Origin of the sequence: Cupriavidus necator A5-1, assembly GCF_000744095.1 — a bacterium.
GTDB lineage: Bacteria > Pseudomonadota > Gammaproteobacteria > Burkholderiales > Burkholderiaceae > Cupriavidus > Cupriavidus necator_A.
Map to the genome: position 1 here is coordinate 1,389,642 of NZ_JQLI01000001.1, position 14,596 is coordinate 1,404,237.

Genomic DNA, 14,596 nt, shown 5'->3' on the forward strand with positions numbered 1-14,596 from the left:
GTGCCTCCGTTGCGCGGTGAAGATCAATGGCGCCAGTCTAGGGAGGGACCTCAAGGAACGCCCAAGTATTTTTGATATACTGATCGTTGTTTCGATATGTCATAAACAACTCATGTCCGTCCCGCGCCGCGTACCGCTCGACCTCCTCGAATACGAGGGCGACCGCCAGTTCGCCACGACGTTGGCGCGCGGGATCGCTCTTTTGCGCTGCTTTACGCCGGAGGAGCCGGTTTTGGGTAACAAGGAACTCTCGCGCCGATTGGAGTTGCCGGTGGCGACCATTTCGCGCTTGACCTATACGCTGGTGGCGATGGGCTATCTGGCACAGGACGAGCCCCACGGCAAATACCGGCTCGGAAGTGCGGTGCTCTCGCTGAGCTACCCGCTGCTGGAATTGTTCACGATCCGCCGGCGCGCACGACCCTACCTGCTCGAACTTGCCGAAAGCACGGGGGGCTCGGTGTCGATCGGTATCCGAGACCGCCTCAGCGTCGTCTATATCGAGGCAATCCGCTCGCACCACCACAAGGTCTATCCGCTGGATGTGGGGACGCGGCAGTCTCTCGCCGGGACCGCGATCGGGCGAGCCTACCTGATGTCATGCGCGCCATCAGAGCGCGAGGCCTTGATGAACCAGTTGCGGGTCCGCGCGCCGGAGGAGTGGCAGCGGCACCAGGCGGAGTTACGCCGCAACATGGCCGAGTATTCGCGCTGGGGGGCCTGCGTGTCGGTTGGCGAAATCTTTCCCGATGTGCAGGCGGTGGCCGTGCCACTCGGCCGGATTGATCGCGGAGAGCCTGCGGCGCTTAACTGCGCGTTCCAGGGACGTCCACTGAACCGATCCTGGCTGCTGGAAGAGATCGGGCCAAAATTGCAAGCCTTGGCCCGACAGCTGATGTGATACCAGGCGGGGCCAACCGCGCCTTGCCGCGCAAAGTCTATTGTTCCTCGCCGTGCCACCCGAACGGGCTGACTTCTCGTATCAGCAACTCGCCCAGTTCCGCGCGACGCTTCGCCGGCATCCTCGAGTTGATCGCCGCGATACTAATCCCTGCATAGCTGTTGCGGGTGAGCGCGAACGCGCATCCTACACCACTCATTTCGACATGTGGATCCGCCGACTCCGAGTAACCGAGCTTTCGTGCGCGTGCGATCAGCTGGCGCAGCTGGCTTGCGCTGATACCGAGCCGGCTGTACTCCTTGCCATTTCTTGCGAGCATTTGTGCAATCTCTTCATCGGGCAGCATCGCCATGATTGATGCACCCACTGCGCTGGTGGCGAGCAGTCGCCGAACGCCGACCTGCACGATGAAGGCCTTGACCGGATAATCGCCTTCCTCTCGGCACAGGCACACGGCGAAATCGCCGCTGCGCACGAGCAGGAATACCGTGTCACCGGTCTGGCGAGCCAGCCGCTGCATCACCGGGCGAAAACGATCGCTTACGCTAGACAGCCCAGCGGACGAGAACCCCCATTGCAGAGCTTCGATCCCGAGCCGGTAGAGCTTAGTGGTGCCGATGCGCTCGACGAAGCCCTCTTCGATCAGACACGTCAGCAGACGATGGGTGGTCGAGCGATCAAGCCCTGACACCGCGATCAGATCGCGGAGCCGGATGCCGGAGCCATGGTTGGCGCCGACATGCCGCAGCAGCGACAGGGCTCTGGCGGCACTTTGCGTGCCGGCCACGGGGGCCAAAGCAGTCTTTTTCTCATCCATTGAGCAAATATAGCAAATTCCACTTGTATGCCGAAAGTCCGTCCCTTGTAATCGCGACAAACGGGGCCGTCGGTCGCTGGCACTAACCATCGGGATGATGGTGATTCGGTGAACGCGCTGTCATGACAAGCAGGGAACAACGCGCGACGCCCCACTCTAGTCGAACGGAGGCTGCATTGAATCGCATCAGACTATGGCTGCTGCCGGGCATGATGAACACCGCCAGCGTGTGGGACCCGGTCGCCGCCGAACTCAGCGATGTGGCGGACATCAGCGTTGCGGATCTGAGCTGGCAGACCAGCATTGCCGAGATGGCGCAGAGCGTGCTGGCGCAGCAGCAAGGGCGCTTCGCGCTGGCCGGCTTTTCGATGGGAGGCTACGTCGCGCAGGAAATCGTGGCGCAGGCGCCATCGCGCGTGTCCCACCTCGCGCTGCTCGGTACGTCCATGCGGGCCGAGAGTCCAGAACAGACGGCCGGCCGCAAGACGCTGCTCGACGCAGTCCAGACGGATTTCTCAGCGCTGACACACAAATTGCTGGCGCTTAATCTCCATCCCACGCATGCCGGGGACAGCGTCCCGGCCCAAGCGCTGCGCACGATGTTCGAAACGCTTGGTCCCGACGTCTTCGCTCGCCAGATCCGCGCCATCATGTCCCGGCACGATACGCGTGCTGCGTTGCTTGCGGCGCAGATGCCAGTCGCCGCCATCTGCGGACGCGAAGATCGCGTTGTACCGCCTGCATTGTCTGCGGAAATCGCCGCGCAGGTACCGGGCGCCAGCCTGACCTGGATCGAACAGGCGGGACATATGGCGCCGCTCGAACGACCCTCAGCAGTTGCCAGTGCTTTACGGGAGTTGCTGCGGGAGCGAGGCGCCGCGTAGTGCCGCCGTTTTCTCGACATACGAGATATTTTTCAGATTGATCTGGATAAACAGCACAGCAATCGCTGTAATTCAACTGCAAAGACCCTCGCCCGCGGGGCTAGCAGCATTCGATAGCAGCAGAATTCGCGGGCGCGAGACCACGCAGGACCAGCGGCCAGTCAGGGACGACAGCCGGCAATTCAACCGATAACGAAAAGAGGAATCCAGATGGTCGCATCCACACTTTCCGCCGAACAGAAGAAAGATGTCTTTAGGGAAATGACACAAGCCTGGGAAGCAAAGGATTGGCAAAAGTGCGCCAGCCTGTTCGCCCCGGACGGCGTGCTGCATTCGGTGATGCTGGACCCTTGCGTGGGGCGGCAAGCATTCCTGGAGCGCATCGAGAAAGCGGCGAAACCTAACAAGCATGTCAAGCTGCATATCCAGCGCATGGGTACTGCCGACGAGGCGCTCATCGTGGAGCGGATCGACGAAATCATCATTGACGGCGTTAGTCGTTCGGTTCCGACGGTCGGCATCCTCGAGTTCGACGGCGCGCTGATCTCGCTGTGGCGGGAGTACTACGACCGTCCTACGCTGCTGAAGGCCCTCGGCCTGAGCGCCGATCCTCACGCGTAAGGCTGATCCGCGGCACCGCACAACGCATTCCAGCTCAACTATCAGTTCCAGTATCATGGCCAAGACCCCACTCAAGAAGATCATCGCGTTCTATTGCCGCTTCACGCCGAGCTACAGTGCGATCGGCTATCACGCGCGCCGCTTGTTCTGGCGCCGGATCAACCCGGATTTCCGCGGGCAAACCTGGCTGGTCACTGGTGGCTCGGAAGGGATCGGCGCCTCCGCTGCCCGGCAAGCCGTGGCGGCCGGCGCTACCGTCATCTGCGTGGCGCGAGACACCGCCAAGCTGAAGGCGTTCGCCGCCTCGGTGACGCGACCGGAAGCGTTACAGATCGAGACAGCGGACTTCTCACTGCAGGCTGACGTCTGGGCGCTGGTTGACCGCCTGGAGCAGCGCGGGGTGCGCATCGATGTGGCGGTCAACAATGTGGGCATCCAGAAGCGGGACCAGATCATCACCCGAGAGGGGCTCGAGACCTCGTTTGCCACAAACATTCTCGGCCACTATCTGCTGTTGCGCGAATTGCTGGGACGCAAGATGCTGCGCGAACATGCCACCGTGATCGAGGTGGCGTCGGGCGGCATGTACAACCACGCGATGGTGGTCGACGATCTCAATATCACCGGCCCCGGCTATCTCGGCGTGCGCGCCTACGGCCTTGCTAAGCGCGCGCAGATGATGCTCATGACGCATTGGCGTGCGGCCTTCGCCGACACCGGGAGGTGCTTCTATGCGATGCACCCCGGGTGGGTCAATACGGCCAGCGTCAACCGCTCGATGCCGCGCTTCGTGGCCATCCTCAAATCCGTTCTGCGTGACCATCAGAAGGGCGCCGACACCATCGTCTGGTTGGCCAGCCGCCGGCCGGAGCAGGTACGCCCCGAGGCGATCTGGTTCGATCGCAAGGAGCGGCGCCCGCATATCTACGCACATACACCTAAGTCCACTGCGACACCGTCCGATGTAGTGGCCAAGCTCGAATCGCTGGTGCTTGCGCGCGGCGATTCTGAAATTGTGAACTTGGCGTCAGTGAATTCGGTAGAAATCTAAGCCGTCGTAGGGAAGGTCCAGTTCCTGAAGAGACAGTGGAGACACCGGCAGATGTGGACATTTTTCACGCCGATTGCTCCGCTATGCCGGCCAAACGTCTTTGAATTCAGTGACAAGTCAAGTTCGAATGAGCTGTTGCTGGGCTTGCGCGACGGGCGTTTCAGCCGGTCGATTAGTAGCGACGAACGCCGACCGTAGCGCCGGTCTGGTTCTCTATTGGCCGTGCTAGTTCTGTGCTGTCAGTTCCGGCATCCGTATAGAGAGCCGCTCCAGTCAGGGTGAAGGCAGGGATGAGCTTGTACAGCGCTCCGAGTCAGTAGGGATTGTCGTGGCAGGCCGTACGTCGCGCATCCAGTGGTTGCCGGCGAACGCCTTGGCCGCGCTAATGGCATACGAGACGCCAATCGGGGCGCTTGGCGGCCATGCCCTCAGAACCAGTGTGCTGCCCTCGAACCGGGAGGAAGCCGTTAATAACCCGGGATGCATTCGCTGGAGTTATAGAAGCCGCAATGGACTTACCGACAATAATGATGGCCAGCACGCCCAGCACATGTACCGGCAATTTCACCAGGATGGACGGCTCGAACATCCCCACCGATACGAAAAAGAGCACAGAGAAAGCATTAGCAACGAATCGTCTCATACGTCACGACTACACCGCGCAACTGATGCAGCGGCGGGAAAACGATGACCAACCGTGATAGAGCGATCTTGCCTTCCTCATCGCCCCATTTGGCGCAACGGGGCCAGCAACCTGACGCCGATCCGGCCGGCAAGGTGGGCAAACCCCACAGCATATGGTATAAGTGAAGTCAGTCTCCGCATCCGGGCCGGGCAAGCAGCCCTGCAAGTCGAGCGGCGAAACCGAATATAGGGGGGCACTTAGCCCCACCGGAAGCCGGCCAACAGTGGCTCGGCGCACAACAACCGTCCTCCAGCAAACGTAGCGACCGAATGCACTCTGTACAGATCCGCACCGCCAACCGCCAGCATGCCAAGCATGTTGCGGCTGCGCGTGCCTGTGCACAGCAACGCGGCCTCGCCGCCCTGCAAGTCAGGGTCGCCCAACAGTTCCATCTTCCCGCCGTGCTTCTCTTAGCCGTGCGGGGAATCAGGGACTAGCCCACAGTCCGGATCTGATCTCCCTGCACGGCACATTGCCCGGGGGCCGCAAGCATCGATGGCGGCCCACTGTTCAACGTGCAAATGGGAGAGAGCATGCCGACGATCAGCCGCAAGACCTTAGTCATCTATCGTAGGACACTCTGCGCAATGGGGGCGATGGCCGTCCTCTACATTGCCCTCAATCTCGATTGATCAGACGCCGATACCGCTCGGATTAAATTCTGATCCAATGCGCGCCGGCCGGTCGTCCGGCGCGCAGACTCCTTCGCACCAAATCCTTTGGCCGGCGCCGGACTTGTCCGTCGCACAACGGCCCTAGCCAGCTTACGAGCTACACCTTCATGGCCATGGAGCTCTCTCAGAATTTTGTCAAAGCCAAACGCCCCTGCGCGGATGGATACAAATGGTTCCTGCGCAACCGCCACGGTGGAAGCGACTACCAGCGCCTGCTCGATGCGCTGGTCCAGGCTGACCGCGTCGGCGATGCGTGCTGGCTGCTCGACCAGTTCGGCCCGACAGACACCATCCTCACGCTGGATGCGCTCGATGCCAAGGCGCTGGTTTTCGCCGGCACCGTAATCGTGCGCGGCGTCATCGATGTCGAGTCAGTGATCAGGGCCGGGTGCAGCATCCGCGTCGGTGCGGGCATCCGGGCCGGCATTTCCATCGTCGCCGGCGAGAACATCGACAGCGCGGGCAATCTCTACAGCGGCGGCACCATCGAAGCCGGCGGCGACGTCAAGGCCAACTGGGGCATCGAAGCCGAGACAGAAATCGACTGCAAGGGCAATGTCCGCGCTGGCTGGGATGTCACCGCCGGCGAGCGCATATCGGTGAGCGGCAACCTGCGAGCCGGGGAGAACATCGTGGCGCAAGGCGCTATCCGCTGCGGTCAGGGCATCAAGGCGGGTGGGAATATCGAAGGCCAGCACGACATCGTCGCCGGTTGCGGCATCGAGGCTGGCGGCGCAATCCGTGCCGGCCAGCACCTGGTGGCGGGCTGGGGCATCAAGGCCAGGGAGACCATCGCCGCCGAAGGCGCCATCAAGGCCGGCGAAGGCGTGCAGACCGAGGAAGACATCCTGACCGGGCCGGGCTACGGCATCTACGCCGGCCTGAACGTGCGCGTCGACGCCTGGGAAGATAGCGCTCGTATTGTCGCCAAGCAGAAGCCTTCCACACTGGTGTGCGGAAGCTGGCAGCCGCGCTGAGGCACGGCCGCTGTGGATCGCATGACTCACTTAACTCTGAAGAGTCACAGGAGCAAGTAGTCGTTATGGTAGGTATAGGGTGTGTATTGGCCGCAATGGGCCTCGCTGCACTCGTCGCGGCGATACAGGCAAGGCGAGCGGGCGAGTCGTTCCGGGATGTGCGATTGCTGACTGGCGTGTCGGCGGCCTGTGCTTTGGCAGGCCTGATGCTCGCGATGGACCTGATGGGATGGAACGGGTAGCTGGCGTGCAGTCTGCGGCAAGGATCTCCCTGCCTTCAAAGATTGTGTGCAGCGATCTGTTCTGGCCCATCCCGGCCGCGGTGGCCCCGAGGGCATCACGGACAGCAACGCCCTCTTTCGTCTTCACGCCCGCACTTGTGCCAACTGCGATCTCCGCCAAGGTCAAGTCCCCGCCTGTGGTGGGGGCTTAACCAAAGCGGCGCCACCCTGATCTTTGTAAAGCATCAATGGATGCGTTCGGGCTCCATGACTTCCTCGACCGTGATTTCAAGAACGTTCAGGCTCTCAGGTACGGCGACACGGACATGCTGGCCCTCGTGCAAACCAAACAGTGCCATACCCGCCGGCGACAGGATCGACAGCTTGCCCTGGCGATAGTCGGCGTCCTCAGGGTACACAATGCGCCAGAGAAGATGCTCACGATGCTGCGCTTCGATGCATAAAAAGGGGGTATGCAGCGTGATGGCCTTGGCCGGCAGGCTGGTGTGCGTGCAGACGATTGCTTGATCAATTATTTCACGCAGGGACTGCCGCTTGTGCGTTGGCAACGCCTGATCCACCACAAGAGAATTGAGCCGCTCGACGTGGGCCCTTGTAAGGAAAATTGTCTTTCGCATCGCAAACTCCGCGCATCACTGTGAATCCACTCGCCAAGGAACTGTCCCTGGCTCCAGGGGAATGAGTTTCGGCCCGGAGCTCTGCAGACAGTACCAAACGGTGTCAGGCAGAGTGCCGGGCGGCACGGAGCATTGCGGCAGTCGCCGCGCGAAGGAGCAGGAATGTGCGTTTCACGGAAATACGGGCGCGAAAGTGAAAATCCTCACAGCCATCATTTAAACAGGGTTCGCATCTCAAGGGAAGCCATGAGGGCCGGGCGGCTCACAGCGCCAAGACAAGGATACCGGCAGCCGGTTTGCCCTTTTTCCAGGAAATGGATAAGATGACCGAATAGTCAACGGCTCGTTTTTGGTCTTCTGCTGAGGAACCAGGCAATGGATACGGTGGTGCAGTATTTCTGCCAATTCGGGTTATCAGGCATGAAGCGACAGCCGGTATCGCAGATAGTAGCCTTGCCGTTACAAATTGGCGCTGCAATGAAGGTCTCGCGCTCCTACAGCACGAGGCAGTCGCGGTATGGAGCGACTCTCGCCTGCCTCTAATTGTTCCGGAGCTTGCTGGGCACGCGATTAAAGCGCCCAACAAGCTCCGGAATCCCCCACCTTGCATTTCTTTTTCCGTATTGGTCATCCAATCAATGGGGTCGCCCTGTTGAATTTCGATTGACCATTGGCTTGCGGTCAAAGATGACTGTTGCTTCCATGCAGCGGGCACATGTGCGAGGAGCATTCATGCATTTTCCTTGACCATCGGGCAGCAAGCCGGCTGAATCCGCTTTCCCGTGGCGGGATCGCACGCCGGCCCCATCCCCATCAGCACGCAGAAAAAATGGCGTGTGCTTACAGGAGTGTGATCGTGAATTCACTAGCCATACACCATATTTCCATAACGCAGCGGACGAACCTTGAAGTCTTGCGAGGCATGGCGGACATGGTAGGTCTCATGGACCAAGCTTTTGCTCACTTTGAGAAGCTGCTCGAATGGAATCTTCAGCTGGTCCCCTTCTCGCTGCAAGGATCCAGTGAGTGCACGAAGCGGATGTTTGCAATGGGCAGGCCGCAGGATCTCCTGGCAATGCAGATCGCTCTGATGCAGTTCGCAAGCGGGCAAGCCTTCACATGCCAGCCCGCTTTGTCGATTCGATCGTGATTCGCTAGTAGCCAAAAAATTCTTCACTGCGAATCGCATCGTCATTGACGCCAAGATCACTCAGGACATTGCGCATCGATTCCACCATGCCCGGTGGCCCGGCCACATAGTAGACCGGCGCGGCATATTCGCTGCAGGCCCTTCTGACCATGTCTTCGTCAATCTGGCCAGTGCTGCCGTCCCACGGCGACGCGGATTTCACTACCTGCGTCATTGTCGCAATTAAGTGGAAATACTTGTATCTCTGTTCAAGCTGCGTGAGCTCGGCGAGAAATGCGGCATCTTCAGGTCGGCGATTGGCGTAAAGCAGCACAATGCGTTGCGGCAACTGCTCGCGCGCCGCCTGCCGCAGCATACTGACAAAGGGCGTGACACCAATGCCACCCGCAATGAGGACCGCAGGCCGTGCGCGATCGCCATGCAGGGTCAGGGACCCGAACGGCCCTTCCAGCCTGACGATGGCGCCCACTGACAAGGATTTGAGCACCCGTTTGAACGGACTGTCGCGCATTCGCGTCGCAATGACCAGTTCGTCCTGAAACGGTGCACTGACAAGGGAGAACGTGTGCCGCGCAGCGTAATGCGCCGAGGCCGGCGCAGGATCGGGAAGGACGAGGTCGACGGCCTGGCCGGGCTTGAAATGGAAACCGGCTGGCTTTTCAAAATGGAATGCGAAGGTGCCGTCCGCGACTTGTTCGCATCCTTTCAGCCTTGATTCGTAGGTGCTCATCATATGCTCCCGAGAATGGATTGCCTGGTCCGGCTGCTTGCGCCTTCCCCTACCGCCTGCCCGGCAAGACCTGATCTGGTTGCGCGATGCGTGCGAAGGCCGAGTGATTGTGAATCGATTCAAAGTTCTCCGCCTCGACCTGGAATGCCGTCACGCGCGGATCGTCACCCAGGGCAAGCGCGATATCGCGCACCAGGTCTTCGACAAACTTCGGGTTGTCATATGCCCGCTCAGTGACATATTTCTCGTCAGCACGCTTGAGCAGGCCATACACTTCGCAGGAGGCGTTGCGTTCGGCGATGGCAATCAGTTCTTCAACGGCCATCTCCGCCACGAGCCTGACCCCGATGCAGATATGCGAGCGCTGGTTATGCGCGCCGTATGCGGAGATTTCCTTCGAGCATGGACACAGGCTGGTAGCCGGGACCGTAACGTACATCCAGAATCCATACTGCCCGTCTTCCGCCACGGTACCTTGCCAGCGGACTTCATAGTCGAGCAGGCTCTGCGCGCCCGAGACCGGAGCGGATTTCCTGACGAAGTACGGGAACCGCATCTCAAGTTCCCCGCTATGTGCGTGCAATCGCTGCATCATGGCGAACAGGAATGCCTTGAACCCTGCCTGATCGAGCGCTGCCGTCTGCGCCTCCAGCACCTCGATGAACCGGGACATATGCGTGCCCCTCATGGTGGCCGGCAGCCCTACGGTCATCGACAACGTTGCGATTGCCGGCACGACTCCCTTGCCAGTATGCAAGGTAACCGGGTAACGCACCCCCTTGACGCCGACGGCGTTGATGGCCAGTTTGCGCTGGTCCTCGGTCGCTTGCACGTCCGGAAGGAACGCGGTTCTCTCTGGGGCGTTCATATTCGTCCTTTTCTTGCGCACGGCAGATCCCGTGGCTTGCCGGCGGTATTGGCATCAGTGCGGCCTGATCAGGCCGCGCAGGTTGAGTTCGGTCAGCACATGATTGACCACAGCGTCACAACGTGGTCCGGCAAACGCGAAGGTGGCATGCAAGTATGGCGTTGCCTGCACAGCCAGGTTGGCGCGCAGCATTGTGCGCGCCCGCAGGAAACGCGTCTTGACGACATCATTGCTGACGTCGAGGCAGAATGCAGTTTCCTCGACGCTCATGTCTTCGATCGCGCGCAGAATGAACACGCTGCGGTAGATGGCCGGCAAACGCTCAATCGCGGCTTGCAGGATCTCGCGCATCTGGCCCCGTTCCGCCATGGCATCTGGCGATTCGCTGTCCGCGGTGCGCAATGACATCAAATTCTCCCGCGAAGGTTCGGCCGCCGGTTCTTCACTGTCTTCCATCTGGACGAGCCGCCCTCTCTTGCGTTGCGCGCTCACCGCTATATTGATTGCGATGCGCACCAGCCAGGTACTCAGGGCAGCGTCACCACGAAACGAATCGAGGCTGGTAAAGGCACGCAGATAGGTCTCCTGTACCACGTCCTGAGCCTCGGCATCGTCAGGCACCACACCGCGCGCCGCGCGGAACAACAGACGGTTGTTGCGCCGCATGATGATCTCGAATGCGCTTGCATCTCCTGCTCTGGCGCTCGCGACGAGATCGGCATCCGGGCGTCCGTCGACGGTCGGTGGCGGATGCTGCGCAATCACGTTATTTGGCATTCTGGATACCACTCCTTTTTTTTAGCTTCTGGCAATTAGACGCGCTTCGCCCCGCAAAGGTGACAGACAAGTCGGCCATGACGCCTTGAATCGTGCGCGAGCTGATCCGCCTGGCTTCCGGCCACAGCCTTCGCGCCGGTGGCCGCACCCGGATCGTCTTGCAGGTCCCCTCAATGTTCCTCCTGCCCTGCCAGCGGGCGACAGATCCACCATCACTGCGCAGCCGGCCCGAGCGTGCTCCCGGCGCAGAGCCACGCCATTTCCATGGCAGGTTTCATCATAGGCAATGTGTCCCGCGAGTTTGCAGGCAATGAATGCCCGGCGGCCTGTCACCGTTCGGCGGGTTGGTGCGTCTAATGGGCAGAAGCAGCAGAACGGATGGATCCCCATGTCAGAACGCCTCCCGAAGCGCAAGGCCCCCGGGCCGATCGACCCACCGCCGGAACGGGCGCCGATTGTGCTCACGCGCCGCCCCACGTCATGTTGCCAGCATCGGCTCTCACCCGGCGCTGTCGCACCGCGGCTCAATCGCAGCGGATTTCTTCACAAGAAGGGAGACTGATCATGAAGCAGGTTCCGCACGTACATCCACCCGCGACCCGGGCACTCGGCAGCCAGCAGCCAGCAGCCAGCAGCCAGCAGCCACGTTCAATGATTGCATGTCGGCGTTTGCTGACCACAATGGCGACAGGCGCCGCCGTGGCGGCTGCCGCGGCTTGCGGCGGCTCCTCGGGCGAGACTGCGGCGGTCAGCGAGGATGCCACGGCTAAGCAGGCAGCGCTGGTCGAGCAGGGAAAGCAGATTTTCCGGTTCGAGACATTTGGCGATGAAGCGCATTGGACCGATACCCTGAAGATGCACGAGGTCATCGCCACGGCGGTCGACCCCGTGACCGCCCTGTCGGTCGGCCTGAAAGTGGATGCCGAAGCCTTGCCCGCGGCGGTCGTGGAAGGCATCCGGAATGGCACTGTCGACCTGAAGAGCCCGGCCACCACCGTGGCTCTGCTGAGACTGAACGCGGTCGTCGGGGTCAGGGGCACCGTCGAAACCATAAACGGGGTAGACAAGCTGGTCCGGGTCGGGATCACCTGCGCGCTATGCCATTCCACGGTCGACAACTCGTTCGCACCCGGCATTGGCAAGCGCCTGGATGGATGGTCCAATCGCGATCTCAACCCGGGCGCCATCATTGCGTTGTCGCCGGCGGTGGACGTCGCCATGAAGAAGGTCCTCAATGCGTGGGGCGCCGGCAAGTTTGATCCCCGGCACAATATCGACGGGCTTAGCAAGCCGGTTGTGATCCCGCCCGCCTACGGTCTGGCCGGTATTCATCGCATCACCGTGACCGGCGATGGCGACGACATCGCCTACTGGAACCGGTATGTCGCCGTGGCAGAAATGGGCGGTCTTGGCACCGTTACCGAACCACGGCTGAACCTGTCCATCACGCATGGCACCGAGGACCTTGTCACCAGCAAGCTCCCTGCCCTGCAGGCCTACCAGCTATCCCTGAAGGCCCCGGCGGCACCGGCCGGCAGTTTCGACGAGTTGGCGGCGCAGCGGGGAAAGCTTGTCTTCGAAGGCGCAGGGAGATGTGCCACTTGTCATAGCGGCGCGACCTTCACGGACGCCAATTCGCGCCTGCATCCGCCTGCCGAATCGATGGCCGAACCCGAATCGCCAAGCTATGCATCCCGCTCCGCGACCAAGCAGTATCGGACCTCGCCCCTGAGCGGAGTGTGGCAACACGCGCCCTACTTCCACGACGGGTCGGCTGCGACGCTGGCGGATGTGGCACAGACCTACAACACGAAGCAGGCGCTCGGCCTGACCAGCCAGGAGATCGCCGATCTGGCCGAGTACCTGAAATCCTTGTAGCGTCGCTTGAGCCATGGTCGTACAAATCGCGGTTGCGCTGAGTGAATGCTTTCCCTGCAAAGACTCAACGCAACAGTCGATCCCTTTGCGGCCTGGCCCTGTGCGCGTGGCATGACCTCAGATTGGACCGAGAATCGGCTGGCACCCGAAAACTGCTGAATTGGCTGCCAGCCGGTGCCGAGGGGCTGCAATCGCGTGCCAGGATTCCGCTAGTGAGCCAGTTCCGACCGGATCATCGACAGGTCAAAGACACTATCAGTGGATGCACGCCTCTCCGCTGACCGGCCTGCTGGACGCCGTTATCGAATGGGAAATCGAGTCGGCCGTGAGCGCGTTGACGACCTGGCTCGATGCCATCGATCGGGGTGCCCTCCCCTCCGCGCGTGGCCATCCCCAGCACAGCATTTGTCTGTGCGAAACCGAGGACGGGCTGTCGCTGGTTCGATGGCTGCCATTGAGCCCAGCGAATGGCGGGCGGTCGGTACCGTGACACCGTGCGCTTGGCCCACCTCCATGGCGCCCGTCAGCCGGGGCCCATGGGGGCCAGGAACAAATCTATGCAAACCAACGCGTAAAGAGTACATGATGGCCCATTACTTTTCTTACCTGATAAGCGACATTGAATAGGGGTAGGAAACGGCTTTCGCCGTCCCCTCCCTCCGAACCCGGTGTGCGGTTTTCCCGCGACGGGCTCTCCAGTCAGTTGTTTCCACATCGGGATTGGCGCGCCAATTGATGAGCCTCGTACATCGTGAACAGCCCAAGATTGGCGAAGAAGGCATTTGGCCATCGACTGTGATCGCGAAAGCATCGGCCCTGACCTGGACGATGTAGCTGTCGGCGCAGGACCGCTCGCAGTCGACGACGAACAAAGCCGTCGACGGACGAGAAGGTGTATCGGTGGGCATGCCGGAAGTATCCGAACCAGCCCCGCAGGATCGGATTGATCGACGCGATGATGCTCTCGATCGAATCGCCCCGGTGGCGCTTGGTCAGGGCACGGATTCGATCCCGCAGCCCCATCAGACTCTTCTTGCGCACCCAGCGTTGGCCCGCCTCGAACCGGTAACCCAGAAACTCGAAGCCATGACCCTGCAACCGGCAGTCCCCAATGTGGGTCTTATCGGGATGCAGTTTCAAGCCGTTAGCGTCCACCCAAGCCCGCAGGCGAGTGAAAGCAGCTTCTGCTTCCTCACGCGTACGGCATAACACCACGGCGTCATCCGCGTAGCGCACCATGACCAGCCCTGCCTGGCGCATTTCTACGTCAAGTTCGTGCAGGTACAGATTTGCCAACAGGGGGCTGACAACCGCCCCTTGCGGACTGCCAGAAGTCGGCGTCCAACGCGTCATGTCTTCCATGACGTCTTGCTTGAGAAACGTGAAGTGTAGTAACGATGTAACGATGGTCCGTTTAAGTAGTAAAGTTGTTCCGCGACCTGATTAAGCTCATTTCACCGTCTCACGGCTCTCCTTTACTGCTGCGGTTTGGAAAGCGCGTGTCCCCTGCGCTCCTACTCTCACGCCGCGAAAGGGCTGCCTGGCTTTTTGTTCAGCGGCTTAGATTGCAGCCTATTTGGGCCATGACGCGCGAGAACGCTCCTTTTACTCAACGAGATCGAAGCCCGCGTAGTCTGTGCGAAACGTAGTAAAGATGCGCCCAAGCGGCGGACCTGCGATCGTTTCAACATTACTTCGCGCTGTCAGATGGTATCAACATTACT

General features: G+C 60.8%; 13 protein-coding genes and 1 pseudogene. 7 read left to right on the plus strand and 7 right to left on the minus strand.

Features of this window, described 5'->3' with window-relative positions; translation table 11 throughout:
• Positions 1-112 precede the first annotated feature (112 nt).
• The gene (locus K307_RS06095) at positions 113-901 is read left to right on the plus strand and encodes an IclR family transcriptional regulator (RefSeq protein ID WP_148271739.1); all 789 of its coding nucleotides are present in this window, start codon (positions 113-115) and stop codon (positions 899-901) included.
• Positions 902-938: 37 nt separating this feature from the next.
• Here the strand turns inward: K307_RS06095 and K307_RS06100 are convergent, their stop codons facing one another.
• Positions 939-1,718 (minus strand): IclR family transcriptional regulator, encoded by a 780-nt coding sequence (locus tag K307_RS06100; protein WP_041229001.1) that lies wholly within the window; start codon positions 1,716-1,718, stop codon positions 939-941.
• A 176-nt stretch (positions 1,719-1,894) separates the two neighbouring features.
• Between K307_RS06100 and K307_RS06105 the strand changes: the two genes are divergently transcribed.
• The 3 genes from K307_RS06105 to K307_RS06115 all read left to right on the plus strand — a co-directional run bounded on the left by K307_RS06105 (position 1,895) and on the right by K307_RS06115 (position 4,274).
• Positions 1,895-2,602, plus strand: coding sequence for an alpha/beta fold hydrolase (locus tag K307_RS06105; RefSeq protein ID WP_051974703.1), 708 nt, complete (start codon positions 1,895-1,897; stop codon positions 2,600-2,602).
• Positions 2,603-2,812: 210 nt separating this feature from the next.
• Positions 2,813-3,223, plus strand: a complete 411-nt coding sequence (locus K307_RS06110) for an SgcJ/EcaC family oxidoreductase (protein WP_042876979.1) — start codon at positions 2,813-2,815, stop codon at positions 3,221-3,223.
• A gap of 55 nt (positions 3,224-3,278) precedes the next feature.
• Positions 3,279-4,274, plus strand: a complete 996-nt coding sequence (locus K307_RS06115) for an SDR family NAD(P)-dependent oxidoreductase (protein WP_051974704.1) — start codon at positions 3,279-3,281, stop codon at positions 4,272-4,274.
• Positions 4,275-4,776: 502 nt separating this feature from the next.
• Here the strand turns inward: K307_RS06115 and K307_RS47595 are convergent.
• Positions 4,777-4,899: pseudogene (locus K307_RS47595) on the minus strand (potassium transporter Trk); the annotation flags it as partial.
• An 847-nt stretch (positions 4,900-5,746) separates the two neighbouring features.
• On the opposite strand from K307_RS47595, the gene K307_RS06125 reads away from it, so the two are divergent.
• Positions 5,747-6,610, plus strand: a complete 864-nt coding sequence (locus K307_RS06125; RefSeq protein WP_042881482.1) for a hypothetical protein — start codon at positions 5,747-5,749, stop codon at positions 6,608-6,610.
• A gap of 466 nt (positions 6,611-7,076) precedes the next feature.
• On the opposite strand, the gene K307_RS06130 is transcribed toward K307_RS06125, so the two are convergent.
• Positions 7,077-7,469 (minus strand): GreA/GreB family elongation factor, encoded by a 393-nt coding sequence (locus tag K307_RS06130; protein ID WP_042876983.1) that lies wholly within the window; start codon positions 7,467-7,469, stop codon positions 7,077-7,079.
• Positions 7,470-8,325: 856 nt separating this feature from the next.
• Between K307_RS06130 and K307_RS06135 the strand changes: the two genes are divergently transcribed.
• Positions 8,326-8,619 carry a phasin family protein gene (locus K307_RS06135; protein WP_230625534.1) on the plus strand — a complete coding sequence of 98 codons (294 nt, stop codon included), beginning with the start codon at positions 8,326-8,328 and terminating at the stop codon, positions 8,617-8,619.
• A gap of 4 nt (positions 8,620-8,623) precedes the next feature.
• Here K307_RS06135 and K307_RS06140 read toward each other — a convergent pair whose 3' ends face one another.
• From K307_RS06140 to K307_RS06150, 3 genes are read right to left on the minus strand one after another with little or no spacing between them, the layout of a single operon-like run.
• Complete coding sequence (locus K307_RS06140; protein ID WP_042881483.1) at positions 8,624-9,349, minus strand: ferredoxin--NADP reductase; 726 nt, start codon at positions 9,347-9,349, stop codon at positions 8,624-8,626.
• 49 nt (positions 9,350-9,398) lie between these two features.
• On the minus strand, positions 9,399-10,217 hold the full coding sequence (folE2, locus tag K307_RS06145) for a GTP cyclohydrolase FolE2 (protein ID WP_013958839.1): 819 nt from the start codon (positions 10,215-10,217) through the stop codon (positions 9,399-9,401).
• A gap of 54 nt (positions 10,218-10,271) precedes the next feature.
• A complete protein-coding gene (locus tag K307_RS06150) occupies positions 10,272-10,994 on the minus strand; it encodes an RNA polymerase sigma factor (protein ID WP_042876988.1) in 723 nt (240 codons plus the stop codon).
• Positions 10,995-11,558: 564 nt separating this feature from the next.
• Here K307_RS06150 and K307_RS06155 point away from each other — a divergent pair.
• Positions 11,559-12,872, plus strand: a complete 1,314-nt coding sequence (locus K307_RS06155) for a c-type cytochrome (RefSeq protein WP_042876991.1) — start codon at positions 11,559-11,561, stop codon at positions 12,870-12,872.
• A gap of 699 nt (positions 12,873-13,571) precedes the next feature.
• Here K307_RS06155 and K307_RS06160 read toward each other — a convergent pair.
• On the minus strand, positions 13,572-14,234 hold the full coding sequence (locus tag K307_RS06160) for a reverse transcriptase domain-containing protein (RefSeq protein WP_230625536.1): 663 nt from the start codon (positions 14,232-14,234) through the stop codon (positions 13,572-13,574).
• Between the last annotated feature and the right edge of the window lie 362 nt (positions 14,235-14,596).